Origin of the sequence: Mesorhizobium wenxiniae (assembly GCF_002284535.1) — a bacterium.
GTDB lineage: Bacteria > Pseudomonadota > Alphaproteobacteria > Rhizobiales > Rhizobiaceae > Mesorhizobium > Mesorhizobium wenxiniae.
The window spans coordinates 1-24,950 of sequence record NZ_NPKH01000026.1; the positions used below are offsets into that span (position 1 = coordinate 1).

The 24,950-nt window shown below is 61.3% G+C and carries 21 protein-coding genes; 7 read left to right on the top strand and 14 right to left on the bottom strand.

The window, feature by feature from the left end; translation table 11 throughout:
• On the top strand, positions 1-1,413 hold a 1,413-nt coding region (locus tag CIT31_RS21825), incomplete at its 5' end, for an OmpA family protein (RefSeq protein ID WP_245316426.1).
• 409 nt (positions 1,414-1,822) lie between these two features.
• On the opposite strand, the gene CIT31_RS21830 is transcribed toward CIT31_RS21825, so the two are convergent.
• A complete protein-coding gene (locus tag CIT31_RS21830; protein WP_245316427.1) occupies positions 1,823-4,162 on the bottom strand; it encodes a polyamine aminopropyltransferase in 2,340 nt (779 codons plus the stop codon).
• Between the two features lie 107 nt (positions 4,163-4,269).
• A complete protein-coding gene (locus CIT31_RS21835; RefSeq protein WP_095520349.1) occupies positions 4,270-5,007 on the bottom strand; it encodes a protein-L-isoaspartate(D-aspartate) O-methyltransferase in 738 nt (245 codons plus the stop codon).
• A gap of 1,000 nt (positions 5,008-6,007) precedes the next feature.
• Here CIT31_RS21835 and CIT31_RS21840 point away from each other — a divergent pair.
• On the top strand, positions 6,008-6,481 hold the full coding sequence (locus CIT31_RS21840; RefSeq protein ID WP_065011883.1) for a hypothetical protein: 474 nt from the start codon (positions 6,008-6,010) through the stop codon (positions 6,479-6,481).
• A gap of 98 nt (positions 6,482-6,579) precedes the next feature.
• The gene (locus CIT31_RS21845; RefSeq protein ID WP_095520350.1) at positions 6,580-8,658 is read left to right on the top strand and encodes a sigma-54-dependent Fis family transcriptional regulator; all 2,079 of its coding nucleotides are present in this window, start codon (positions 6,580-6,582) and stop codon (positions 8,656-8,658) included.
• 89 nt (positions 8,659-8,747) lie between these two features.
• Here the strand turns inward: CIT31_RS21845 and CIT31_RS21850 are convergent, their stop codons facing one another.
• The 9 genes from CIT31_RS21850 to CIT31_RS21890 form a co-directional block, all read right to left on the bottom strand.
• Positions 8,748-9,245, bottom strand: a complete 498-nt coding sequence (locus tag CIT31_RS21850; RefSeq protein WP_095520351.1) for a DUF1097 domain-containing protein — start codon at positions 9,243-9,245, stop codon at positions 8,748-8,750.
• A 124-nt stretch (positions 9,246-9,369) separates the two neighbouring features.
• Positions 9,370-10,413 (bottom strand): NAD(P)-dependent alcohol dehydrogenase, encoded by a 1,044-nt coding sequence (locus CIT31_RS21855; RefSeq protein ID WP_095520352.1) that lies wholly within the window; start codon positions 10,411-10,413, stop codon positions 9,370-9,372.
• Between the two features lie 37 nt (positions 10,414-10,450).
• Positions 10,451-12,082: a molecular chaperone GroEL gene (gene groEL, locus CIT31_RS21860; RefSeq protein WP_095520353.1), complete on the bottom strand. Its 1,632-nt coding sequence runs from the start codon at positions 12,080-12,082 to the stop codon at positions 10,451-10,453.
• Positions 12,083-12,158: 76 nt separating this feature from the next.
• Entirely contained in the window at positions 12,159-12,956 is a 798-nt protein-coding gene (locus CIT31_RS21865) for an iron-sulfur cluster assembly protein (RefSeq protein WP_095520354.1), read from the bottom strand.
• Positions 12,957-12,961: 5 nt separating this feature from the next.
• Entirely contained in the window at positions 12,962-13,984 is a 1,023-nt protein-coding gene (locus CIT31_RS21870) for an amidohydrolase family protein (RefSeq protein WP_095520355.1), read from the bottom strand.
• A gap of 73 nt (positions 13,985-14,057) precedes the next feature.
• A complete protein-coding gene (locus tag CIT31_RS21875) occupies positions 14,058-14,429 on the bottom strand; it encodes an MmoB/DmpM family protein (RefSeq protein WP_095520356.1) in 372 nt (123 codons plus the stop codon).
• Between the two features lie 16 nt (positions 14,430-14,445).
• Positions 14,446-15,504 carry an aromatic/alkene monooxygenase hydroxylase subunit beta gene (locus tag CIT31_RS21880; RefSeq protein ID WP_095520357.1) on the bottom strand — a complete coding sequence of 353 codons (1,059 nt, stop codon included), beginning with the start codon at positions 15,502-15,504 and terminating at the stop codon, positions 14,446-14,448.
• A 50-nt stretch (positions 15,505-15,554) separates the two neighbouring features.
• Complete coding sequence (locus CIT31_RS21885; protein ID WP_065011874.1) at positions 15,555-16,616, bottom strand: NADH:ubiquinone reductase (Na(+)-transporting) subunit F; 1,062 nt, start codon at positions 16,614-16,616, stop codon at positions 15,555-15,557.
• Between the two features lie 51 nt (positions 16,617-16,667).
• On the bottom strand, positions 16,668-18,341 hold the full coding sequence (locus CIT31_RS21890) for an aromatic/alkene/methane monooxygenase hydroxylase/oxygenase subunit alpha (RefSeq protein ID WP_206073398.1): 1,674 nt from the start codon (positions 18,339-18,341) through the stop codon (positions 16,668-16,670).
• Between the two features lie 642 nt (positions 18,342-18,983).
• Between CIT31_RS21890 and CIT31_RS21895 the strand changes: the two genes are divergently transcribed.
• From CIT31_RS21895 to CIT31_RS34355, 4 genes are read left to right on the top strand one after another with little or no spacing between them, the layout of a single operon-like run.
• A complete protein-coding gene (locus tag CIT31_RS21895) occupies positions 18,984-19,373 on the top strand; it encodes a hypothetical protein (RefSeq protein ID WP_095520358.1) in 390 nt (129 codons plus the stop codon).
• The gene (locus CIT31_RS34350; protein ID WP_095520359.1) at positions 19,370-19,690 is read left to right on the top strand and encodes a hypothetical protein; all 321 of its coding nucleotides are present in this window, start codon (positions 19,370-19,372) and stop codon (positions 19,688-19,690) included. Before CIT31_RS21895 ends, CIT31_RS34350 begins: the two co-directional genes overlap by 4 nt.
• A 13-nt stretch (positions 19,691-19,703) precedes the next feature.
• Complete coding sequence (locus tag CIT31_RS21905) at positions 19,704-20,831, top strand: WD40 repeat domain-containing protein (protein ID WP_095520360.1); 1,128 nt, start codon at positions 19,704-19,706, stop codon at positions 20,829-20,831.
• 32 nt (positions 20,832-20,863) lie between these two features.
• On the top strand, positions 20,864-21,037 hold the full coding sequence (locus CIT31_RS34355; RefSeq protein WP_164759793.1) for a hypothetical protein: 174 nt from the start codon (positions 20,864-20,866) through the stop codon (positions 21,035-21,037).
• A 551-nt stretch (positions 21,038-21,588) separates the two neighbouring features.
• Here the strand turns inward: CIT31_RS34355 and CIT31_RS21915 are convergent.
• The 3 genes from CIT31_RS21915 to CIT31_RS21925 are packed head-to-tail and all read right to left on the bottom strand — an operon-like array spanning position 21,589 to position 24,949.
• Entirely contained in the window at positions 21,589-22,707 is a 1,119-nt protein-coding gene (locus tag CIT31_RS21915; RefSeq protein ID WP_095520361.1) for an ABC transporter ATP-binding protein, read from the bottom strand.
• Positions 22,704-23,777 (bottom strand): carbohydrate ABC transporter permease, encoded by a 1,074-nt coding sequence (locus CIT31_RS21920; protein ID WP_095520362.1) that lies wholly within the window; start codon positions 23,775-23,777, stop codon positions 22,704-22,706. Before CIT31_RS21920 ends, CIT31_RS21915 begins: the two co-directional genes overlap by 4 nt.
• The gene (locus CIT31_RS21925; protein WP_095520363.1) at positions 23,774-24,949 is read right to left on the bottom strand and encodes a carbohydrate ABC transporter permease; all 1,176 of its coding nucleotides are present in this window, start codon (positions 24,947-24,949) and stop codon (positions 23,774-23,776) included. The genes CIT31_RS21920 and CIT31_RS21925 overlap by 4 nt, the downstream gene beginning before the upstream one ends.
• Position 24,950: the final 1 nt, after the last annotated feature.

Genomic DNA, 24,950 nt, shown 5'->3' on the forward strand with positions numbered 1-24,950 from the left:
CGCGAAGCCATCAAACGGCGTGCCGCCGAACCTGAGCCCGCGATCACCGAGGAACGCCAGAAGCGGCGCAAGGAGCGCGAAGCCGTCAAACGGCGTGCCGCCGAACCTGAGCCCGCGATCACCGAGGAACGCCAGAAGCGGCGCAAGGAGCGCGAGGCCGCCAGACGGCCTGCCGCCGAACCCGAGCCGGCGATCACCGAGGAAGGCCAGAAGCGGCGCAAGGAGCGCGAGGCCGCCAGACAGCGTGCCGCCGAACCCGAGCCGGCGATCACCGAGGAACGCCAGAAGCGGCGCAAGGAGCGCGAAGCGGCGATGCGTCGTCCCGAAAACGCCGCCAGGCTCTTCGACAGCGCCAAGGAAAAGCCGGTGAGGCGCAAGCCGGGCGGCGCCGAGCCGGATCAGCCCGCTCGGGCCAGGGCCGAGCGGCTGCCCGAAAGCGACGCCGCGGCGCAGGCGCGAGCCTCGAGAGATCCAGTGCAAATCGGCTCCATCATCTCCGAGGAAGGCCGCCGCATCGAACGCCCGCGCAGGGAGCGTCCCGAGGTTCCGCAGGGCGCGGAACTCGTGCGCGAGGTCAACAACCGCTTCATCTTCCGAACCGACAACACCTATTTCATCGAGCGGCCTCGCGAGGAGCGCTTCATCATCGACGCGCGCGAGGTCTACTACGAGGAACTGCCGCGCAGCCGGCAGCGCGAGGTTGTGGTCCGTCCCGACGGGACGCGGATCGTCACGATCCGCAACCGCTGGGGAGATGTCGTCCGCCGTGTGAAGATCCTGCCCGACGATCGCGAGATCGTCCTCGTCTATGTCGAAGACGACTATTACGACGAGGTGCTGGAATGGCGCGATCCCGGCCTCGACCTGCCGCCCCTCGACCTCGACATTCCGGTTCGCGACTACATACTGGACGCGGAATGGGTTGAGGATCCCGAAGACTACTATACATTCCTCGACCAGCCGCCGGTCGAGCAGGTGGAGCGCACCTACTCGCTTGACGAGGTCCGGCGTTCGGCGCGCATCCGCGACAAGGTCAGGCGCATCGATCTCGATATCATCAATTTCGAGTTCGGCTCGGCCCAGATCCCGGAGAGCGAGATCGGCAAGCTCGAAGGCGTCGCCGAGGCCATGCAGCGCCTGCTCAAGGAGAACCCGGGCGAGACCTTCCTGATTGAGGGTCACACCGACGCGGTCGGGGCGGAGGTGGCGAACCTGGCGCTGTCGGACCAGCGGGCCGAGGCGGTGGCGACCGCGCTGACCAACGTCTTCGACATAGCGCCCGAGAACATGGAGACGCAGGGCTATGGCGAACAGTACCTGAAGGTTGAAACCCAGGAGCCCGAACGCGAGAACCGGCGCGTCGCGATCCGCCGCATCACGCCGCTGGTCGCACCCGTGGCGAGCTCCGAATAGGCCCCACCCTTGTTTTGAGCCTGCCGGGAAGGTAGCGCCAGGCTCAGCGTATCGAGCGGGCCAAATAGACGACACGCATCCAGCCCGGTCAAGATCCGCTTCCGCCACCTGTTGCGATATTGAGGTCGAAATCGAGCAACAACTGGGTTGGGTCAAGCCCTGCCCTGCTTGAGTGAACCGGATTAATTGACGCCGAGAAAGTGGGCGGCGCTCGGTGTGTTAGAGCTGGCGAAGACCTTGCCGGGCGGGCCGATCTCGTTGATGCGGCCTTCATGAACGACGGCGCGGCTGGCGAAACGCATTGCATTGAGTGACCAAGCGTTATGCCGTCGGGACGAGGGCGAGCACCTCGGCAACCAATTCAGGGTCAAGTGCGGAAATCGTCGATGGCGCCCCGGTTAGGCGTGAATCACGACCGGAAAGGGATCGTGGTTCGGAACCGATTTGCAAGCAAAGCTGGGGCGACAAGATAAAGGACCATGGCGATCATCACGACGCCGGAGAACCCGATATGCATTGCAAGCAGCGTGGCGAGAATCGCGCTCAGCACGGACGCACAGCCGTTGATTCCCCACGCCCAGGGAATGAATGTTTCCGAACGCGCGCCGACATGCCCGAGGCCGAGGGGAAACGGCATGCCCATAAAAAGAGCGAGCGGCGCTATGAGAAGGAGCGCGATCGCGATCTTCGCGGCGTCCGGGAACGCCAGCAGCCTTTCGAATACTGAGGGTAGCGCGAGAAGGTAGGTGGCAGCCAGGACCGCGATAACCCCGACAGCGAGGGCGATGCCGCGCACCGCCGATCCGCGCCCGACAGCCGCTGCCCAGCGTGCGGCAACGGCGCTACCGAGACCGGCGAAGGCGAGGAAGCCCGCAAGCACGACAGCGACAGCGTAGAACGGATGACCGAGGAACAGCACAAAGCGCTGGATGAAGGCGATTTCGATGAAGAGGAAGGCTAGCCCCAAGGCAAGGAAGTAGAGCCCGAAACGCAGCCGGTGCAAAGCTTTCCCGAGCGCGTGTCTGCGAATCCATAGCGGCAGGAGGATCAGGACGGCGCTGAGGATGGCAGCCTGGACCAGAGTCGTCACGAGGATCAGGTAGCTCCAGTCGAGCATCGCTGCCCCGCCCTGGGTGCGCAGGGCTAGGAGTTCGGGCAGGGCGCGCCAGCGGAAGAAGTCGAAGAAATAGGGCCGATTGTCGGTGGCCGGTGCGATGGCGAACTTGTAGCGCTCGATGAAGTCGGCGCACTCAGGGCCGAGGAGGGCGAGGGCTCCCTCGTAGAGATATTCCTGATCGAGCTGGTTGAAGTGGTTCACATCGCTCGCGGAGATGCCTGGCACCCAAGAGATGTCGAAGAAGTTCTCGGCCGCGAAGCTGCGAATGGCCGCAATGTCTTCGCCTTTGAAGGGCGACTTGGCGACGAGCAAAGTAGCGGTATTCCAGCTCCGGATCAGCGCCAGGTGCCGGCCCGGCTCGGCCACGCCTTCCGCCTCGAGCGCTGCTATGGCGGTGGCGAACAGCTTAAGGCTGTCACGCGGCGGCACTCGCAGCCATCGTGTGATAGCGACGACACCATCTGGTCTGAGAATCGCCAGGTAATCCCGCATTGCCTCCACGGTATAGGTGTAGTTTTCATGCAAGCTCTGCACGCCGGCCGCGGCCGCGCTGAAGGAGTCAAGGAGCGGCATCTGGATCAGGTCGTAGCGCTCGCCGGCAGTCGCAGCGAAGGCGCGCGCCTCGGCCAAATGCAAGCGCAGGTTCGGTCGGCTGAAGATACCGCCAGCGAAGTCGGCGAAGCGATTCCGAGCCAAGTCAATCATTTGCGGGTTGACCTCTACCGCATCCACCGTATCGGCCCCGGCGCGCAGCGCCAGCAGCACCTGCTCGCCGCCCCCGGCGCCGAGGATTAGTACCCGCGGCCGCTCGAGGATGCGGTACGGCAGCGCCGCCGTTGTCCGGTCGAGATAGGCGACCTTCGCCGGATCGCCTCCATAGGCGGTAATCGCCGCAATACTGTCGCCATCGGTGAAGACGGCGAGTTGCGCAGGCGGCTCTTGGGTGTTGGCTAGGCTGAGGCCAGGCGCGTAACGGAAGGGGACGGTCGGACTCTCGACAACCGTCAGCAACCCGAGCGGGCTCGACCGCTCCTCGATCACCCGCGCGTTCGGAACCTCCAGGGCCATGCGGAGGCCCTTATACTGCGACATATGCGGCTCGGGGGCCACCCAGGACGGCGGCAGCGATACTGCAACGAACGCCGCTGCCAATCCAAGGCCGCCCGCTGCGAGCCACCGATGGCGGACCATGCCGAACGCGGCAAGGGCAGCCGCCGCGAATGCCAGTGCTGCAACGAAACGCAGCGCCGTAGATGGGAAGACCAGGAAGAGGAGCCCGACGATACCCAGCGCACCGATCCCTGCGCCGGCCAGGTCGAAGGCGTAGACGCGTCCGATCTGTCCGGGATGGCGGCAGAAAGCAAGGCCGACGCAGGTCGCGCCAAAGAAGAACGGCAGGATCAGAAGCGCATAGCTGGCCGCGAGCCAACCGAGCTGCCGCGGATCCCAGATGATCTCGAGCGCGTTGAACGGCAGACGTTCGGCGATGGCGAAGCTGGCTACCGCGGTCATGCCGAATAGCGCTGCCGACGCCGCGAAAGCAGCCGGGTACCGCTCCACTAGCCAGCGCTGGGCGAGCGCAATGAACGTACCGCTCGCGCCGAAGCCCAAGAGCGCGATGCTGATGATCATGTAGGCAAAATGGTGCCATTGAACGATCGAAAACAATCGCATCAGCAGCAATTCGTAACCGAGAACCGCTGCCGAAATGAGACCGACTGGTAGCATGCGGCCCGCTCTCACCGGGAGGGACCTCCCCGCAGCGGAACGAAGCTCACCGGCAGCAGCTGCCGGGTCGTGATGCCTCCGCCTAGTCGCTTCTCGACGAGCATGAGAAACTGGGTTGCAAAGGGGCCTCCCACGGGGATGACCATCCGACCTCCTTCAGCGAGCTGCTCGACAAGCGGCGGCGGGATATGGCTGGCAGCCGCGGTCACGACGATGCCGTCGAAGGGCGCGTGCTCAGGCCAGCCGTAATAGCCGTCGTCCAACTTCACCTGAACGTTGTCGAAGCGGGGCACCGCAAGTCGTGCCGCTGCCCTCTTGCCCAGTTCCGGGATAATTTCGATCGAGTAAACCTTGGCGGCGAGGGGCGACAGGACGGCTGCCTGATAGCCCGAGCCGGTGCCGATCTCGAGGACGGTGTCGCCAGGCCGGACATTGATCAGGTCGGTCATAAGCGCGACGATAAAGGGCTGCGAGATCGTCTGACCGTGCCCGATCGGCAGGGGCCGGTCATGATAGGCCGCGCCGCGCTGCGCCTCGGGTACGAAACGGTCGCGCGGCACGGTGCCCATTGTCTTGAGCACCGCCGGATCGATACGGTATGCCGCGGAGCGGGCGTGTCCCTTTATCGTCTCGATCATGGCCGCACGCTCGGCTGCGCGGTCCTGGGCGGGCGCCGATGTCGAAACGAAGGCGGCGACACTCGCGAGAAACGCGGCTAGCAACGCTCGGCACTGGGCTAGAGCACTCATGAACCTCCTCCTGGCCCACGACGTCGAGAACAAAGGCGGCGGCTTTTTGAAGCAAACGCCGCTCCGATCTCACACCAAACATGTCGCGGCACCAGGTCCGGATCAACCCCGTTGGAGGTTGGTGGTGCGCCAGAAGGCGTCTTCCGCCTCAGGCGGCGACCGCAAAAGGGACGGCAAGCAGCCTGACTGCATTATGCATCCTTCACGGGTACCAGGGACCTCGCGGTTACCTGCCTGCAAGTCCGCTATCCACTTCATTGCAGCCCCTCCGACGCATCGACACAAAGGCCCGGAGCGGGTCATGTCGAGACCTCAAGCAGGACTCGCCAAGCGGCTTTGGCGCAGACCAAATCAGCCGATTTGCACGCCAGAGTACGCCGTAGCTCCCCCACGACGGTAATGCCTCTTTACACCCGGCTCCGACCGGGCTTTCTAGTCGCTGGAAGGAAGATGAGAGCCGTAAGAGCAGCCAACATCGAACGGAGACCAACTGGGCGCCGAATCTGCGCTATCGCCGCCGTTTGCCCTACTCCCACTCGATTGTTTCGGCCCAAGAAAACCGACTGATTTTGAGAGGCAATTTTATTTTCATTCAACACAGATGCCGTTGAACATATCGTCAAAAATCTGTGCTTCTGGTTTCGTTGACGAATTTCGCCTGTTCGCGAATTCCGTGCTTTCGCTGACTATCGACAGGGCCGGACGATTTTTTCTTCGCAGACCCTCACAGATCCATTTTCGCATCAGGCAAAAAGTACCGCCATGCCCGCAACCACTCGATTGCGAACCCTCGGAATTCACGAATCAGGCGGCATGCCCCGCTGGCATTTACTCAAAACGACCGAGTACCGGAACCCCATGTAGCAGCCGCCTGCTACCAGCGACCCGAATTTTGGCGCTATGTGATATGAATGGCGAACTTCACAGAGGCGGTGTAGAGTTCACCTCAACACAAGATGAGCCCTACGAACGGCAACGCCGAGCGAATCTGGGAGGATTCATGGTCGAGATTATCTCCAAGCGGGATGGCCCGCGGCGCGAGGACGTGCAAGTCAAAAGGCTGATCGAGCAGAACCGCTCGACTATCGTTCGCCTTGCCGACCAGATCAGCGGCGGCGGCTACTCGGCATCGAGGAAGCCACGCCAGCAACCGAAGGCGGAAGGTCTGATCATCCATGTTGGCGGCAGTGCCGCGCATGTCGCCGAAGCCAAACCGTCCATCCATGTCACCATGAACGGTCGCGTGATCTCGAAGGATCAGAACACGGGCCGCCAACTTCATCACATCGGCGATATCCGCAACCGGGGCGGCGACCAGACCTTTGTCCTGGCGACAAAGCAGAATGGCTTCTTCTCGCCGGTCGACGAAATCATCGCCGAAGCGCTTGCGGACCTGGACGGGTCCCGCCTCGCCTCCACCTATACCGAAGAACAGCTTGCCGCCGACATCGGCGCGAAACTCGGCATCAACTGACGGCAGACTTTGGGACGGGTGGGCGTCCAATCCGCGATAGCATTTCGAACATGACAACATACAGCGATAGCATGCCTCAAAGGTTCTGCGATGACTGAATGAAACGCGAGATAGGCCCCAATCATATGAAGATCGATGCCCTTCCGGCGCGTACGTCGCTGGCCACCGGCCAGATGGCTCTGAGCATCGACTATGACGAGCGTGCCACCATGCGCGCCTGGGAAAGTTTTCTGGCCGAAGACCCCAAATGTGCCCGCGATCCAGTTCACCCCAGCCACGTCCGCTCCCTCATTCACGAGTCATGGCATCGCAGCGCCACCGGCGGCATCAACGCTCAAGGGATTGAAGCGCCGCTGAGCAGTGATCGCGACGAGATCGAATATCTGACCCGGGCCAATGCAGAACTGCTTTCGGCGGCGCGGCGATCGTTCGCCTCGCTTGGCCAGTTGCTGGACGGGACAGGCGCGATGCTGGTTCTGGCCGACAGCGACGGCGTGCTGATCGACGCCATCGGCGACAAGAAGACGTTGCATGACGGCATGGATATCCATCTCGCCATCGGCGGCAAATGGAACGAGGATGCAGTCGGAACCAACGGCATCGGTACGGCACTGTGGACGGGTGAGCCGACCTTCGTCCATGCGGCCGAGCACTTCTGCGCCGGCATCAAGTCCTGGACCTGCGCCGGAGCGCCGATCCGCGATCCGCTGGACGGCAAGATCATCGGTGTCGTTGATTTGTCAGGCTATTCGCCAATCTTCCGGCCGCACAACACGGCACTCGTTGCCGCCACAGCCCGGCAGATCGAAAAGGCATTAGCCGAACAGCAGCAGGAACAGCGCACGCGCCTGCTCGAAGCCTTCATTTCGTCGGCTCCCAGCTACCGCCGAAAAGACGGGCTGGTAATCGTCGACCATCGCGGCCGCGCCATCTTCTGCAACAACGTGCCTGACGGCGAAACCACCGAGATGATGGATGGCCCGATGGAGCCAGGCCGTGGCCGCTGGCTGATGAACCTTCCGTCCTCCGGCTCCGACGCCGACCTTATCAGGGCGCTGCCGGCCCATCTGAGATCCTGCCACATTACGCCGCTCAAGCTCGACGGCGACCTCCGCGGCGCGGCACTGGTGTTCCCCTCCGTGCCGGCGGTCTCCAGCGCGGCAGTGGTCCACCGGGAAGTGAACAAGCATCTTCAGGATGCTGTCGCCATGATCGTCGGCGAAAGCGAAGCGCTGCAGGCTGCCATCGACGTCGCCTGCCGCGTCGCTCGGTCGGGCAGCGTAACATCGCTGTTGGTCGAAGGTGAAACAGGGGTCGGGAAGGAGTTGTTTGCGCGGCTTGTCCATGCCGGCAGCCGGCGCACGGCGAACGATCCGTTCATCGCGATGAATTGCGGGGCGATCACCAGGGACCTGTTTGGAAGCGAATTGTTCGGCCATGTTGCCGGCGCCTTTACCGGCGCCTCGCGTGAAGGCAAGCCGGGTGTTTTCGAGCTCGCCAATGGCGGAGTCCTCAGTCTTGACGAGATCGGCGAGCTGCCACTCGAAATCCAGCCATTTCTGCTGCGTGTCCTGGAAGAGCGCGTGGTCCATCGCATTGGCGACAGCCGGGGTCGCCCGGTGGATGTGCGCCTGGTCGCCTCGACCAATCGCGATCTCAAGCAGGAAATTGCCGCAGGCCGCTTCCGCCGCGATCTCTACTATCGAATTGGCGCAGTCTCGATAACTATTCCACCGCTGCGCGAGCGCGGCGAAGATGTGCTGCTGCTGATTGAACATTTCAACCGGCAGATCACCACCGCAGCGGGCGAGGACCCGCTGGAATTCTCGCGCGAAGCACTCGATGCCCTGCTCGCCTATGGTTGGCCGGGCAATGTACGCGAACTGAAGAACCTCATCGGGCGGCTGCATGTCCTGACGCGCGGCCGCGATGTCAGGCTCCGCGACCTTCCTGAGGAGATCACCGCGTCCGGCTCTGGATCGGAAGCCGGGTCGGACAGCAGTGCATCCGCGCATGAATTAGGAGGCACGCTCGTCGAGGCCAAACGCCAGGCAATGAAGAACGCCTTGGCGGCGGAAGGCGGCAACCTCAGCCGTGTCGCGCTACGGCTCGGCATCTCCCGGCCAACGCTCTACCGCAAGCTCGACCAATACGGCATCCGGCGCGGTTTCATCTAGTGTCAGAGCCACCGGCACGAAAAAAGCCCGCGGCATTCGCGCCGCGGGGTTGGGAAAGTCAATCACTGAAGCGGTAGCGGGGGGTTAGATCAGCTCTTCACGACAGCAGATGTCACTTTCTCGGAAACGTAGCCGAGACTGTTGCCAACGATCAGCGAAATCACCACAGCTGCCGCGACCTTGCTGATGCCGCTTGGACCCTCGCCATAGGCGGCAGCGCCAAGCAGAAAAAGTGCCGCGGTCGTTGCATAGCCATAGACCGCTGATGGAATGGCACTCAGCAATGGCAGCTTGGCAGCGAGAATCAGCACTACGATTGAAACGCCGACGCAAATGCCGGCCGTGAGAGCCGTAACACCAATAGACGTCAGTGCTATCAATGCGCCGGCGGCGCAGATCGCTCCCCAAAGGTTTGCAAGCGCCGAATTCTTGAACCCGGCTTCCTTGCCGCCACAGTGATAGAAACTCCCCCAGCCCACAAATACCGCCCAGATCAGCAGATAGGGGTTGCCGATCGTGATCGCTGCCCACGTTGCAATGCCGCCCATAATGCCGATGACGACGGCCAGTCCTGTAATAAGATCCATATTTGTCCTCCCATTTTTCCACACCGCGAAGCAAAGAACTCGTTTTCAGGACTACGCTTCGCTGACGTCCCGATACGCGGACCAAAACGCAGGGCCTGCTCCGTGCAGGCCCGACCTAGATGCTTCAGGGAACGATGACGCCTCGGCCGGTGAACCGGCGATTCTTGAAATCGTCGAGCGCGGTGTTGATGCTTGCGAGGTTGTATTCGGTGTAATGCATCTTCACCTTGCCATCGGCGTTCAACTCCATCAGTTCGACAAGTTCGGTGAAATTGCCGACCAGGCTGCCACCGATGTTGATCTCCTCGATGACGAGATGCGCGGTCGGCACGTTGACGGCGCCGCCATAGCCGACGACGAACAGTTGCCCGCCCTTGCGCACCATCTTCCAGCAGATGTTCTCAACCCCGAGCTCGCCTACGAAATCGATGACCACATGGGCGCCGCCACCGGTGATCTGGCTGACCTCCTCGACGACATTCGGCCCGCCATCGAGGACGAAGTCGGCTCCAAGATCCTTCGCAAGCACGCGCGCGGCTGGCTCGCGATCGACGGCAATGATGCGGCAGCCTGAAATCGCATGCAGCGACTGCAGGGCGATATGGCCGAGCCCGCCAATACCGAGCAGTACGCAGTAACTCCCCGGCCGCAAGAGTTTTGCGGCGCGCTTGGCGGCGCGATAGGCGGTGATGCCGGCATCGGCCAGCGGCGCCACCTCAATCGGCGTGACGTTGGCGTTCAGCTTGATCAGCGAACGCTCGCTGGTGATGAAAAACTCGGCGAAGCCGCCATTCATGCCAAGGCCGGGGAACTGACCATTGTCGCAATACATGTCCTCGCCATGCCGGCAGTTGAGGCAGATGCCGCACGAGCGAAACGGGTGACAGATCACGGCGTCACCGCGCTTGACCGACCGGACGCCGCTGCCGACCTCCTCCACCCAACCGGCATTCTCGTGGCCCATGATGTAGGGCAACAGCGTGCCTTCGGGATCCATGGTCGGCTTCCACACACCCTCGATGATGTGCAGGTCGGTGCGGCAGAGGCCGGCGGCACCTACCCGCACGATCACCTCGTCGGGGGCGGTGATTGTCGGCGCCTTGACCTCCTCGATCCTGAGCTGGACGTTCATATGCGGATCGTATTCGTACAGTCTGGCAGCTTTCATCGTCGTATCCTTCAATGTCGAGATCGTTCGGATTGCTTCAGGCGCGGCCGAGCTTTTCGGAGCCGCCACCGCGAGCCGGTCCGGCCGTCGGGTCCTCGTCCTCGGCCAGATGGCCGATCAGCGTTTCAGTGGTCAGGATCAGCGTCGCCACCGAAGCTGCATTGGCCAGCGCTGTGTAGGTGACGCGGACTGGATCGATGATCCCTGCCTCGAACATGTTCTGGTAGCTGGCGGCAGACGCGTTATAGCCGTAGCCGCCGTTGATGCGCGTGACTTCCGCCACGACTGCTTCGGGATCGGCGCCGGCATTGGCGGCGATACGCCAGAGCGGCCGCGAGAGCACCGACCGCACCAGGCGCACGCCTTCGGCGACATCCCCGTCGACGCCGGCCGCCACATTGTCGAGCAGCGGCGCGATCTGGGCAAGCGCCGAGCCACCGCCGGCGACCACGCCCTCTTCGGTTGCGGCGCGCACCGCATTCAGCGAATCCTCGATGAGCTGAATGGTTCGCTTCTGCTCGACCGGCGTGACACCGCCGGCATAAAGGATCGCGGTGCCGCCAGAAAGCTTGGCCAGGCGTTCGCGCAGCTTGTCCTGATCGATGTTCGGCTGCGAGGCTTCATACTGCCGCTGCACCTGGGCGCGGCGCGATGCGATTGCCGCATGGTCGCCAGCACCGCGAATGATCGAGGTGCAGGACGAACTGGTCTTTACCCGGTCAGCCTGTCCGAGATCGTCGGCGGTGATGTCCTCCAGGCGGCCGCCAAGATCGCGCGCGATTACCTTGCCGCCGGTGATGATCGCCAGATCCTCCATCATCGCCTTGCGCCAATGGCCATATTCCGGCGGGTGGACCACGAGGTATTTTCCCGGCCCCTGCTTGCCGAGCAGAGTCACTACAACTTCCGGCGACATTTCCTCGGACACGATCAGCAGCGGCCGACCATCCTCGTCGGCAATGCGGCGAACCACATCCAGCGCCTCGGGCTCCTTGATCTTAAGGTCGGTCATCAGGATGTAAGGCCGTTCGAGAACCGCCTCCATCTTCTCCTGATCGGTCACCATATGGTGCGAGAGGTAGCCGCGTTCGAACGACATGCCCTCGACCACATCGAGCGTAGTTTCGGTGGTCACACTGAAGTCGGTGGTGATGACGCCTTCGGCCCCTACCCGCTGATGGGCTTCCGCCACCAGCGCGCCAAGCTTGGCATCGGTCGCCGCAATGTTGGCGACCGAAGCGAGAATGCCGTTGCCCTTGGCGGGCTTGGCCGAAGCTTTGAGCGCCGCCACCACAGCCGCCACGGCAAGGTCGATGCCCTTGCACAGATCGACGGATTTCGCGCCGCGCTCATTCGCCTCTACACCGCCCTGGATGAGCGCGTTGGCGAGCACGATGGCAGTCGTGGTGCCGTCGCCGGCGACCTCGTTGGTTTGCATCGACACTTCGCGAACGACCTGGGCCCCCATATTTTCGAAACGGTCGTGCAGTTCGATCTCGGAGGCGATGCTGACACCGTCGCGGGTCACCATCGGCGTGCCGATCGGCCTGTCGATCATGGCGTTCATGCCTTTGGGGCCGAGCGTCGGCTCGACGGCAGCGGCCAGCCGAAAGACGCCACGGGCCAGAGCACGGCGAGCCTCGGAATTGTGAAGCATTATTTTGGGCATGATTCCTCCTTCCGCCTTACGGGCGGGTTGTTGGTTAGGGGCCTCGTGCGAGGGAGGCCGTTGTTTCGGCTCTGCTTCAGGCGGTCGGCGCAGCTCGTGCCGGCACGCGATTCATGATGAAATCGACCAGCGTCAGTTCGCCGTCGACCACATCCAGTTCCTTGTATCTGGTCTGCTTGAGCCCACGGCACAGCGCGCCGTTGAACTCCATGTTGACGCGCACACCGCGCAGTTCGGCGAGATGGGCACCGAGTGCGCCGACCGGTATGCCCTGCCCTTCCCAGGTCACGAAGACAGGATCATCCGCTTGGCGGTCGGGGAAACGCTCAAGCAGAGCCGCCCTGTACCGCGGCTTCTGTTTGGCCGCTTCACCCGGTTCGAACCGCGCGACGTCGTACGCCGGCAGGTCCATGGCGAGGATGTCCCGATCTGTCAGACCGTGCTGCCGGAGGCCGCGTAAGACTGCCTCCTGGCGCCGCTTGAACGCCTTTATCGCAAACGTTTCCTTCAGACCCGCGAGATCGAGAGCGCCAGCAAGCTCGCCAAAGATCTCGCCGAAAGCCTTCCCAGCCTGTATGCCGCGATTGACCTCTTCTGCGAACATGTGGTCGTGCAGTTTGACGCGATAGGCAGGCGACCATGAGAGCTGGTCGAGCGCCTTTCGGACGCCGTCCAGCATGAGGAAAGCGAAGGTGGGCGAGCACCAGTAGGTCGGCAGGCGAAAGTCAACCTGCACGCCGCCGTCATCGGTGACTGCGACGTGCTCGACGAAGCCCATCTCGGTGATCGGTTCGTCGAGCTCCGGATCGTTGACCTCACCAAGGCGCCGCCAGAGCTCTTTCTCGCGGCTTCCGGAAACGCTGGCGGTTGCCATGGTTCCTACTCCGCAGCGATGCTAGAAGGCGAATTGGCGAATTCCACCTTCCGGGCTTCGATGTCGATGTCGTAAAGGCGGGCAGCGTTGAGGCCGAGGATCTTTTCCTTGATCTCGTCGGTCAACTGCACGCCGCGTTCGGCGGCGATGTCCTCAGGGATCTGATAGGCCCAGAGCTTTTCGACCAGCCAGCGCGGCGTCCAGATCGCGTAGTCGGAACCGAACAGGATCTTCTCCGGACCGATCCAGAACAGCAGCTCGGCGATCACCTCGCCGAAATAGCGCGGACGCGAGTGAATAAAGGGCAGTGCCACCGCGAGCCCGGCATAGACATTGGTCTCCTGCGTCGCGATCCAGCAGAAATCGTCGAGGCGCGGCAAGCCGCAATGCTCCACGATCCAGTTGAGGCCTTGGAAATCGGTAGCAGCATGATCCACGTCGTGCACGTCAAATGCATCCTTGTTGAGCGGGATGATCGTCGGCCCCTTGTGGACGTGGATGTTTCTGATGCCGAGCTTGTCGCAGAGTTCGAAGCATTTGTAGGCCTCAGGGTCGTTCAGCCGCCAGCCTTTCGACGCGCCATTCCACTCTGCGGTGTACATCTTCACCCCTTTGATGTCGTAGGTCTCCTTCATGAAATGGATGTATTCGAGCGCCTTTTCGCCATCGCGCGGATCGAACGCCCCATTCACAATGAAACGCCCTGGATATTTCTTGGCGATCTCCGAAGTGCGCTTGATGCAGCCAAAGCCGTTCTTGTAGAAATCGCTTAGGGACGTGGTCTGGAAAATCGCGATGTCATCCGGCCCGTCTATGAACAGATCGTTGTAGAGATTCTCGGCCGAGTACTTCTCGAACTTGCTCTTCTCCCAAAGCTGTTCCTTGGGGCTGAGCCCAGTATGATAGGCATAGAAGCAATCGATGAACTGCTTGCCGTGAATATTCTTCTGGTTCTCCGGGCTGCCGTCCCAGAAATGGGTGTGGCCATCGACCACGAAAATGTCCTTGCCTTCCGGTGTCCTAAACATTCCTACCTCCACAGCTGGGCGTTTGATCGTTCGGCGCGCCGCAACCCGGCGGCGCGTCTGATTTTTTGGGCGTCTATTCGATGTATTCGAACATCTCGTCCATGTTGCCGAACAGGATCACGGTGTTGTCGTCGATGCGAACCATCCGTCCGTAGTGGGTGGAGCTGTTGACTTCGAAGGTTTCCGCGGTCATCTCGCGGCCGAGATATTCGCTGATCTCGTCCATCTTAAAGATCAGCTTGCCGCTGCCATCGATGCGGATCATGGCCGGCTGGTAGGTGACGATCACATTCGGCTTCAGGCCCATGAATTCAGCGATGGCCCTGGCTTCCACGGAGTCGTTCATGGTGACGCCGCACTGATGCGAAATCGTCTGTTCGAAGGTGATGTCCTTCATCGACCTGAAGATGTTGGATTGCGATGCGTCGCGTGCTGCTGTTGACATGACAGTTTCTCCTGTGTCAGCGCTTGAGGCCAAGTTCGCCGAGTATCTGCCCAATCCGTTCCTCGGATTTGGCGCGGACATCGGCGAAAGCGACCGGCTTGGAATGCGGCATCGACCAGATCGGCTGCAGGGCGGTGGCTGCCTTGTCGGCGAGCGCGCCGTGTTTCTTGACCCAGCCCTGGAAGAGCTTCTTGTTCGCCGCGCCGTGTTTCTCGTCGTTGACGAGAATGTGCATGAGGTCGATCGTGTTGGCGAGGTTGCGTTCGTAGTCGGCCTCGGCTGCCGAGATCACCGCAGGCGTGATGAAATCATGGTTGGCGGCAGCGATCTGCATCAGGAAGCCTGAGCGGAATACTTCCCCAACCAGCGGTTCGAAGACGATGTTGATAGCGAAATACTGTTCGAGATAGTCGGTCGCACCCATGATGGTTTCGACCGCTTCGCGGGTACCTTGCCAGTTGTTGTCCTCGAGCCATGCCTTCTTGCCAAGTTCGTCGTCCCAGCCGGGCAAATCCATGCCGATCTCGGCAAGGTAGAGCGTGATGTCCTGGGCAAGCCGCAGCTTGTAGGACGAGTTGGTCAGCGTCGCGTTGTTGATCATCTGGGTGTAGCCGTAACGCTGCGCCTGCATCAACGAGGTGCCGAGCCCGAATTCGGCGTGCTTCCAGGGTCCGAGCTGCGTCTGCAGGATCTTGACCCAGGCCTTGTCGAAGGTCTTAGGCGCCCCCGACTTGCGGGCGTTGTTGATGACGCTCTGCACCATCGTCTCGATTTTCGACTGGCGCTGGTAGTGCGTGCGTTCCCACTCCTGATCGGGGGCGCGAAAGGCATGCCAGTTGGAGCTCTGCGCAGCGGTGTTCTGCTTGACATATGCGCCCTTGCCGTCGGCGAAGGAGATGATCCAGTCCTGGATCAGGTAACGCTCCGGGTCAGGCTGCACGTCGACCGTCATGTCTTCGTAGTGGGTGGCGCGCTGGCCCTTCGGGTCGAAATAGCGGTACTTCCGGCTGTCGGAGTCGGCAAAGATCGCCGCGCCGGCGGCTCCGGATCCGACTGAACTCGAAATAGCTGGCATAGTCTTCACTCCCTTGTTGCAGTTGTGGTTGCAGTTGCGTGACGGCCCCCTCAGTGGGTCGGCGTAGCACCTGTCGATGTGGTGAACTTGTCGAAGAAGATCCGCTCCGTCTCGAACCCGTTCATGAACAGAACCGGCTGAAGCGCATCGATCATCGGCGGCGGGCCGCAGGCATGGACATCGCCCTGCCCGTCGACCGCCAGGTGCTTGAGCTTGGCGTCGACACTCTGGTGTACGAAGCCGCGCTCGCCTTGCCATTCGGCATCATCAATCGCGTGCGACAGCACGGGAATGAATGTGACTTCCGAATGCTGGCCGACCAGCTCGGCGATCCTATCGAGGTAAAACAGGTCGTTGCGCGTCCGGGCACCGTAGAAGAAATAGACCGGACGTTTCTCGCCGCTCTTCAGATGGTCGTTGAGGATCGACCAGATCGGCGACATGCCCGAGCCGGCGCCCACCAGGACTAGGGGTCCTTGCCGTTCTTCCCGACGGAAACAGGTTCCGTAGGGTCCAACGACGGTGACTTTGGCTCCAACCTTGATTCCTCCGGAATCGAGTTCTCCGGAGAATTTTCCCTCAGGATATTTTTTGATAATGAAGCAGAGTTTTTGGGTTTGGTCCGGCGTATTTGCCATGGAGAACGAGCGCGTAATCGTCTCCCCTTTTTCCGTGGTAACCGTGATGTCGACATATTGCCCCGCCCAGAACTTTATCGGCGAGCCGAGTTCGATCTCGATGCCGCGAATGTCGTGGGTCAGGTGCTCAATCAGAGCAATCCGGCCCTTGAACGTCTTCACGGCGATCGCTTTCGCCAAAATCTCCTCGTCGTAGTTGAGAAGCTCGACTTCCAGATCGGAGTAGGCGATGCAGCGGCACAAAAGCACGTGGCCGCTCTCCTTCTCCATGTCGTTCAGCGCGAAGGTCGAGTATTTGAGCATGTCGACTTCGCCATCGAGCAACACGCTCTTGCAGGCCGAGCATTGCCCTTCCTTGCAGCCGTGCGGCAGGGCGATGCCCTGGCGGAAAGCGGCGTTGAGCACCGTTTCGCCATGCTCGACGTCGAATTCGACGTTGACCGGGCTGAGCCTGACCGTGTGGGTTTCCGACATACGGACCTCCAGTGAAAAAGAGGGGCGGGACGAGCCCGCCCCTTGGTCTGATCAGTTGCAGGGGTTGATCGTGAAGCCCTTGGCGTAGTCCGCCAGGTGCTGCGCGCGTGCTTCCGGGGTCATGGCGCGGAGCGCGTTCAACGGAGATCCGAGCGTGTTGCCGCGCACGTCGTCCAGCGTCCACATCTCCTTGTCGTCGAAGCGCATATGCGGCTGCGGGACGAGCGTCTTGCCGTCGGAGCGGACGAAGTTCAGGTCCTTGATGGCATCGGCCAGATCCCAGCCGTCATACAGCGTCTCCCATTCGCGCTTGCCGCTGAAACGGCCCATCGCGGGCGTCGGACGGCCCTGATACTCGTCGGCGAAGGCCACCGTCGCGGTCCATTTGTCGAGTTCGTGGGCGAAGGTATGCAACTGGCCGTCGATCTCACCGACCACCATATCCTCGCGGATCAGGCAGGGAACGAGACAGGACCAGCAGCGGTGCGGATAGACGTAGCCGACGTCGCTGTTGAACAGCAGCACCTTCTCGCCCTTGTGGCTGAGCTTGGCGTACCATTTCCAAAAGTCGCCGAACTCGGCGTACCAGCCCGGATACTTGTGCTCGAACCACTCGAAGTCCTTGTCGGTCTGGGCCTCGATGCGCCAGAAATTGACCGGCCAGCCGACAGCGAAGAACTGTCCGACCTTGTGGACGTAGTTCTTCTTGGTGATGCGTTCCCAGGCCGCCTGGACGTCGTCGTGATGGACCTTGATGCCGTATTTCTCGAGCGGCAGCATGTAGGTGCGATAGTAGTCCTCATAGATCCAGCGGTGCCACATTTCCGCGTAAGACTCCTTGTTCTTGTCGCGGTTGGTGGTGCCGTATTCGATAAAGGTGCCGATGGCAGCATCAACGATCGCGTGGTTCTGCCAGAAGGCGTATCGCAGGTCGCGCTCGAGCAAGAGGTGATTTTCCGGCTCCTTGAGCGCTGCCATCAGAAGCGAGTGGCCATTGCCGATATGCCGGCTCTCGTCGGACTGCACCGACAGGAAGACGGTGGGCAGCGCATAATCGCCGTTGCGGGCCGCTTCCGAAGGCATGGCGACAAACAGCGTGTTGGTGAAGGCGGTCTCGGCGACCACTGTCAGGTACATGCAAGCTGCGGTCATGGTGTCGCCGGTGATGAAGCCTTCCGCGAACTGCCGGCCGATGGTGGTGGCGTAGCATTTTCCGAAGGCTTCCTCGGTGATGTCAAAGCCCGCCGGATCGATGTAGTTCTCCATGTACCATTTCTTCAAATTCATCTGGATCGTCGAGTGGCGGAACTCGTCGATCATCTGCATGGTGAAGCCGGTTCGAAGTTCCTCGCCAGGTGCAATGCGGGCGACCATCGCCATCGAGCGGGCGGCGGAGATTTCCGGGAAGGGAATGATCGCCAGGAAGAGTTTCATCCACTCGACCCAGCGCGGTTCCACATTGCGGAACATGTCGCCGCGCAATGCCGCGTCCAGCGCGCCGTAGACACGGTTATCCTTCTCTTCCTGCATCGGGAAGTACGACCGCAAAACCTGTTTCATCGGGTCGCGCGGCGTCTTGTTGATCTTGTAGTCCGTCGGAAACGTCATCGCTTCCTGGACGTAGGAAGGATTCCAGCCGAGATCGGCAATCTTCTTGGTTGCCTCGCCCACGGAGATTCCGCGTTGTGAGGTAATCTTGTTGAGCGTCAGAGACGTCATGGTCATAAGCCTCCACCAGGATTAAGCCAGAGGTCCCTTGACCCCGGCGTGAAGCGGCGCACAGCGCCGCCAGTGAGAGTGCGAACGGCACGACAAAGGGTTGCGCGTTCAGGCGCGACTCATGGTCCGGCCATTCAAGTGGATCGCGGCAAAGGTGTTGGAGTCGTCTGGCAGGCACCGCGGCGCAACCGCATTTGCGGATAGGCGTATCGAAGCGGACGTGACCTGCTTCCTCCGTTCCTTCGTTCTTTTGGCACCGCGTCAAGCGCGATGGGCTTCTTGTGGAAATGAACAAAGCAAGCGCCGTGCCAACTTGAAAACAGCCTCCATGGCCGCCCGCTCAAAACAAAATCGCTGCTCTTTGGGCCATGAGCAGCGAACCAACTGTAACGTTCTTTTACAATTGTAATGTACGCTTGTAATATTCAACGTCTATTCGCAGGCGCAATATATTTAGTTAGCATGTGCAGCAAACACGAAAAAACATATCATCTATTCAATTGTTCGTCTTTTATACTATTTGAAGGGGACGGGCCATGGACGGGCCTCGCACCGGAGAAAAGACATGCCAAACGAGAAAGGCCGCCGGGCGCCGTCCGAGCCACTGTCCAGCCAGGCCGACGGCGTCACCAGCGATCTTGTAGGCTGATGCCCCGGGATCTGGTCTTTGTCATGCGCTTCATGGGCGAGAGCCAACATCGCCTCCAGAGCCACTTCCAGGACTTCATCCGGGCCGAGCTTGCCGCCGGCGGCGTCACCACGGACACGCATCCGATGATCCATCTGTTCATCGAGAACCATGCGATCCTGTTGCGGGACTTCGTGTTTTCCGGCGTTTCGCTGTCACGCCAGTTTCGCGTCGACGAGATCGAGCGCCTCACCGGCGATACGACATCGATGATCCGCGTCGACATCTGGGATCAGCTCAAGAGCCACATCGAAACGGCCGAAAAACAGTTTCAGTCACAAGCCGGCACATTGCCCAAATTGCTGTCGGCTTTCGAAAAACCGCCCGGACCCCTGGGAAGCGAAAAATGACAGGAGAATCCCATACTGCCAGGCGTGACGCGCTGCTCGCCCGCCGGCTCGATCTTGTCGCCAACGTCTCCACGCTCACTGCCGAGGCGCTGCGGCTCAATCAGAAACGCGCCGGTATCGAGATGGACGTGCTGCGCCTGGAACTTGAGATCGGCAGGAGCGGCGGCAGCGCGCAACTGGTGCAGGACTTGCATGAAGCCGAAGAGAGACGCGCGGCAATCATGCACGAATGTGCGGCGTGCGAGGAACGCATCGTCGCCGCGGAAGGCGACATCAAGGAAGTCGACAGCAGCCTCGCGGCGACGGATGGAAACTAACGAAGGGATAACTATGAACCAGCACGCTATACAGAACCTGACCTTGTTCGATCTGCTGGCGCGAAGCTGGCGACGCCCCTCGGCGGTCGCCGATCTGCGCTTCAGCGCCGATGGCTCGACTGTCGCCTTCGCCTGCGTCGACGGAACGGTCGCAATAGCTACGGTCGCGGACCAGGAGCCGCCGGAATCGCGGATCAGGGTAAGCAATGATCTCGGACAGACATCGATCCGACCAAGAGAGAGGTCTCCAGTGCCTTTGATCGCCACGGCGGCATTCGGAGATGGCGATGTTCCTCTCGCTGCCCATCTGAATTCCGGCTTTCTGGTCGGCGCGACCAGCGGAGAAGTGTGGCATCTGACCCCTGGGGGTGGATGCATGGAGCCCCTGGTCATGATCGACGGACCAGTCGTGGCCATCGACCACAGCGCCCGAGCGGACACGATAGCGGTCAGCAATGGGCATGACGTCTTCCTGTCGGGCGGCCAAGGCGATGCAGTGAAGCTGAGACATTCAACGACATCGTCCACGGACGCACTTGCCTTCTCGCCAGATGGGCGTCGTCTTGCCTGCGGCCTTGGTGAAGGAGTGTCAATCTGTGCGGTCGAAGGCAACGCTGTCTTGATACGCGATGTCGGTTTTCCAGCGCGCCCGGTGTCGATCCGCTGGAGCGGCGACGGCACATGGCTGGCCTGCGGGCTCGAAACAGGGGGCGTTGCCCTGGTCAGCATGGCCGATGGCCACTCCGGCATTGTCGCGGGATTTCCATCGCCGGTTCGGACAGTCTGCTGGAGCCCAACCGCGAATGCGCTGTTTGCTTCGGGAGCCTTCCGGATAGCCGGCTGGTCGATGGTCGCCCCGCCGGTTGACGGCGAAACCTCGGGCGCGTTGAAGACAGGTCGCGCCGGGCTGGTCCTGGTCGAGGCGGTGGCGGCACATCCGGAGAAGAAGCTGGTTGCGGCGGGCTATGCCAACGGCCGTATCACCATCGCCCAGATCGGATCACCCGAGGAGGTTCTCATCAGGCCGTTGGGCAGCGCAGTCACCGCGCTCGCCTGGTCCGGTGACGGACGTCATCTGGCGGTGGGTGCCGTCGACGGCACCGCCGCGATCGTCACCTTTCCCGCGCAGATGTTCAAATAGCAAAGGCAGGGCGCATGCAACAGGAGGAAATAATGCAAACCGAAGCCACCCCCGAGGATGAGAGCAAGGACGAATTTTTCGAACGGCTCGCCAAACTGTCGGAAGAAATGGTGACCAAGCACGGCAAGGATTTCAGCATGGGCGCATTGGTGCTTGCGGCTCGCTGGATTGCCGAAAACCGCGTTGGCCAGTTGAAGACCAACTAGGCTCACCACCAACCAATTGCGCTCGTAGCCGTAGCTCCGAAGGAGCTTCAGGCGCGCCGCGGCCTGCGGACGCCTTGATCTGTGATCGACCGCGGCAACCAGAACACCATGGACTTGCGTAAAATACGGTCAGAGCAGACATGGCTCCTTGAACTGCATTTTTTGTCATAGTTTCAAAGCTTAGGCCGTTGGAAATACCATCAGCACGCTGATTCACCTGACGGTATGTGGCCCGGCCCGTATCCGGGGCCCAATTGATGATGGATTCAACAAGATCGCGGATAACCTATGCTTTTCCAGCGAATATGGCGGTTTCGCCGAACTCCGCAGGTCTTTCCCGCTACTCCATTATATCCCAGCAATTTAAATAGGAATATTTTTTCAGATTTTTGAGACGTCAGAACGACCGTCGAAAACTTAGCCTTTTGGCCGGATCGAAGATCCGGATGGGCACCGAATCGAGGGTGTAGGTTTTGACGCCAAGGGTAGCCGTCAACGCCTGGCACTTAGACTAGTTCACCAGGTGCAGGCTTGGAGCCTGCAAGAATCGGTCAGGATACGGACACGAGCCGGGCCGCCAGGCGCACACCTGAATGGGCGTCGAACAGAAAGCCTCGATCGAGCGGAAAGTGCACGGCGACAGCCTTGTCGAAGTCGATGTCGTAATCCTTCGGCATCTTGACCGACAGGCTCTCCTTGCCCACCACGAGCGTGACCAACGTCACGTCGCCGGTAGGCTCGGCGGCGTAGACCGTAGCATCGAACAGACCAGCGCCGTGCTTGACGATGTCGGCGTCTTCCGCGCGGAAGCCCATAACCACATCCTTGGCCATGGTTTCCTTATCTGGTGCCACCGGCAGGCTCACGCCTTGGCTCTCGAAGCGATTGTTCTCGATCCGCCCGCGCAGGAAGTTCATCGGCGGCGAGCCCATGAAACCGGCGACAAACAGGTTCGCCGGGCGATCATAGACCTCGCGAGGGGTGCCGATCTGCTGCAGCACACCGCGGTCCATGATCGCAACGCGATGCGCAAGGGTCATGGCCTCGACCTGATCGTGGGTGACGTAGACGGTGGTCACCCCGAGCTGGTGCTGCATGCGCTTGAGCTCGGCGCGCATGAAGCCGCGGAGCTTCGCATCGAGGTTGGAAAGCGGCTCGTCCATCAGGAAGGCCGAGGGCCGTCGCACGATGGCCCTTGCCAGGGCCACGCGCTGACGCTGGCCGCCGGACAGCTGGCGCGGGTAGCGGTCGAGGAGATCCTCCATATGGACCTGCGCAGCAGCGTCGCGGACGGCGAGCTCCCGCTCCTGCTTCGACACACCACGGACCTTCAGCGGGAAATCAATGTTCTCGGCGACGGTCTTGTGCGGATAGAGGGCATAGGACTGGAACACCATCGCCACGTCGCGGTACTTCGGCAGCATGTCGGTGACGTCGGTATCGCCGAGCACCACCTGGCCCGAATCGGCGGTTTCCAGGCCGGCTATGATCCGAAGCCCGGTGGTCTTGCCGCAACCGGAGGGCCCGAGCAGCACCAGAAACTCTCCCGGCGCAACGTCGATACTGAGATCCTTGACGACGTGCACCGCACCGAACGATTTGTTCAGACCGCGCAGCGACAGCCGCTGCGCCCGATGACCGGTGTCGATGCCCCTCTCTTCCACGTTCATCCCTTCACCGCCCCCAACAGTATCCCCCTGGAAATGAAGCGCTGAAGGACGAGCGCCATCAGTACGACCGGAAAGATCATGACGATGATGACCACCGCCATGCTCCACCACAGGATGCCGCGCTCGCCCGCATTCATGGCGGCGACCAGGATAGGCATGGTCTGCGCATTGGACGTCGAAAGGAACAGCGACAGCAGATACTCGTTCCAGCACAGGATCAGCACCAGCAGCGTCGTCGCCGCGAGACCGGGCTTCGCCAAGGGCAGAATGATCTCGACGAAGGTGGTAAAGCGGGTGGCGCCGTCGAGCTGCGCGCTCTCGTCGAGGTCGGTCGGAATGGTGACGAAGAAGTCGTGCATCAGCCAAACGACGATCGGCAGGTTGACTACCGCGTAGGCCAGGATCTGCGCGATGTGGGTGTCGAGCAGCCGAACGCTCTGAAACATCATGTAGATCGGAATGACGGCGACGATCGGCGGCAGGATGCGCTGCGAGATCATCCAGAAGAGGATATCTCCATTCCCCAGCGTGGCCTTGAAATGGCGACCAACGGCGCGGGCGAGAACGAAGAAGACCGCAAGCGCGACGGCAAGCGACAGGCGCCAATCGACCCCCCAACGGCCGACCACCACCGCCATCGCGACCAAGCAGAGAACGAAGAGAACGATCGTCGCGAATTTGGGCTTGTACTGAATACGCCCCAAGGCATAGGCGGCCATCGAGCCGATGGTGACGCAAAGGACTGTGGCGAGAAGCGCGATGATGATCGAGTTGATGTAGGCCCTCAGCGTGTCCTCGTAATCGAAGACGAACAACTCGCGCCATGCATGCAGGCTCGGCGTGAAGTCGATCCAGGGCAGGTAGACCGGGCCGGCGTTGACGTCGGCTGGCAACTTGAACGACGTGATCAGGAGCCAATAGAGCGGAAACAGGACAAACACCGCCCAAAGGATCAGAAGGCCGTACACAATGACGGCCGTGGCCGGCGCCATCTTCTTGATTGATTTCGGCTCGAACCACCGCCTGAGCAGGGATCTCCGGGGTGACATCCGGATGTTTTGCGTGATCATGCCGGCCTCAATCGCTTGAGGACGAGGAGATTGAAGAAGGAGACGCACAACACCACCGTCACGAACAGAAGCAGGTAGGCGATCGCCGCAGAATCCCCGAGGTTCAGCGCCCGCCATGCAAAGAATGAATGAAGCGTCATTGACTCGGTCGCGATGCCGGGGCCTCCGGACGTCATGATGTTGGGAAGGTCGACAAGCTTGAAGGCCTCGATGATCCTGATCAGCATCACCGTGGCGGCAACCGGCGCAATTTGCGGCCAGGTTATTTCCTTGAACACCTGCCAACCGCTGGCACCGTCGACCTGGCCGGCCTCCACCTGATCACGGGAAACATTCTCAAGCGCCGCAAGCAGGATGACGAAGATGAACGGGATCCACTGCCAGGAATCGCCGATCACGATGAACAAGCGGGCAGTCCAGGCATGGTTAGCCCAGCCGAAGTCACCGAGGCCGATCCACTGCCAAATCGGCGAGAACGGACCCTTGGTCGTGTCCGCCAGCATGCGGAAGCTGTAGCCGATGCCGATCGGCGTGATCATCAAGGGGATGAAGAAGACGACGCGGAAAAAGGTCCGGCCCTTGATCGGCTGTGCGCAAAGAACGGCGAGGCCAAGGCCGATCAGAAACTGGATGGTGCACCCGACGATCACGTAGAAGATGGTCACGCCGAGCGTGCCGAACGGATTGCCGCTGAACAGCGTCGCGGAAAAGAGAAGCGCCAGTCCGAATCCCATGCTGGCGGTGATCAGCCGGCCAATAAAGCCGAGGATCGTGAAGTCTCGCTTGGCATAGCGGTAGAGCCACCAGATGAGGCTGGCCGCGCTCGCGATCGTGACGATCCAGCCGAGCAGGCTGATGCTGGTGAAGGTCCCGAGGAAATGGAACTGCTCGGTGCCGAAGAACTGCTTCCGGAAGTTCCTCAGGCCGACGAACTGGACCTGATAGGAACCGGCCCTGAGGCGGATGTTGGAGAAGGCGAGCACCAGCGACGCTATCGTCGGGAACACTGAGAAGATGAGAATAATGATCACGGCGGGAGCGATGAAAAGCTGGCGCGACTGGCGGTCGAGCCACTCGTTCAGCCTCGCCCTCGTCGTGACGGAAGCATTGGGGCCGGCCGGGGCGACACGCCCCAGCCGACTGGTTGTCGTTGCTCCGGTACCGGAGGTCACT

Excerpts from the sequence above, each read along its gene's own strand:
- CIT31_RS21830 (WP_245316427.1), bottom strand. The coding sequence starts at position 4,162 with ATGATCATCAGCATCGCGCTCTTGGGCTTCGGCGCGAGCGGTACGTTC.
- CIT31_RS21835 (WP_095520349.1), bottom strand. The coding sequence starts at position 5,007 with ATGAGTGCTCTAGCCCAGTGCCGAGCGTTGCTAGCCGCGTTTCTCGCG.
- CIT31_RS21840 (WP_065011883.1), top strand. The coding sequence starts at position 6,008 with ATGGTCGAGATTATCTCCAAGCGGGATGGCCCGCGGCGCGAGGACGTG.
- CIT31_RS21845 (WP_095520350.1), top strand. The coding sequence starts at position 6,580 with ATGAAACGCGAGATAGGCCCCAATCATATGAAGATCGATGCCCTTCCG.
- CIT31_RS21850 (WP_095520351.1), bottom strand. The coding sequence starts at position 9,245 with ATGGATCTTATTACAGGACTGGCCGTCGTCATCGGCATTATGGGCGGC.
- CIT31_RS21855 (WP_095520352.1), bottom strand. The coding sequence starts at position 10,413 with ATGAAAGCTGCCAGACTGTACGAATACGATCCGCATATGAACGTCCAG.
- groEL (WP_095520353.1), bottom strand. The coding sequence starts at position 12,082 with ATGCCCAAAATAATGCTTCACAATTCCGAGGCTCGCCGTGCTCTGGCC.
- CIT31_RS21865 (WP_095520354.1), bottom strand. The coding sequence starts at position 12,956 with ATGGCAACCGCCAGCGTTTCCGGAAGCCGCGAGAAAGAGCTCTGGCGG.
- CIT31_RS21870 (WP_095520355.1), bottom strand. The coding sequence starts at position 13,984 with ATGTTTAGGACACCGGAAGGCAAGGACATTTTCGTGGTCGATGGCCAC.
- CIT31_RS21875 (WP_095520356.1), bottom strand. The coding sequence starts at position 14,429 with ATGTCAACAGCAGCACGCGACGCATCGCAATCCAACATCTTCAGGTCG.
- CIT31_RS21880 (WP_095520357.1), bottom strand. The coding sequence starts at position 15,504 with ATGCCAGCTATTTCGAGTTCAGTCGGATCCGGAGCCGCCGGCGCGGCG.
- CIT31_RS21885 (WP_065011874.1), bottom strand. The coding sequence starts at position 16,616 with ATGTCGGAAACCCACACGGTCAGGCTCAGCCCGGTCAACGTCGAATTC.
- CIT31_RS21890 (WP_206073398.1), bottom strand. The coding sequence starts at position 18,341 with ATGACCATGACGTCTCTGACGCTCAACAAGATTACCTCACAACGCGGA.
- CIT31_RS21895 (WP_095520358.1), top strand. The coding sequence starts at position 18,984 with ATGCCCCGGGATCTGGTCTTTGTCATGCGCTTCATGGGCGAGAGCCAA.
- CIT31_RS34350 (WP_095520359.1), top strand. The coding sequence starts at position 19,370 with ATGACAGGAGAATCCCATACTGCCAGGCGTGACGCGCTGCTCGCCCGC.
- CIT31_RS21905 (WP_095520360.1), top strand. The coding sequence starts at position 19,704 with ATGAACCAGCACGCTATACAGAACCTGACCTTGTTCGATCTGCTGGCG.
- CIT31_RS34355 (WP_164759793.1), top strand. The coding sequence starts at position 20,864 with ATGCAAACCGAAGCCACCCCCGAGGATGAGAGCAAGGACGAATTTTTC.
- CIT31_RS21915 (WP_095520361.1), bottom strand. The coding sequence starts at position 22,707 with ATGAACGTGGAAGAGAGGGGCATCGACACCGGTCATCGGGCGCAGCGG.
- CIT31_RS21920 (WP_095520362.1), bottom strand. The coding sequence starts at position 23,777 with ATGATCACGCAAAACATCCGGATGTCACCCCGGAGATCCCTGCTCAGG.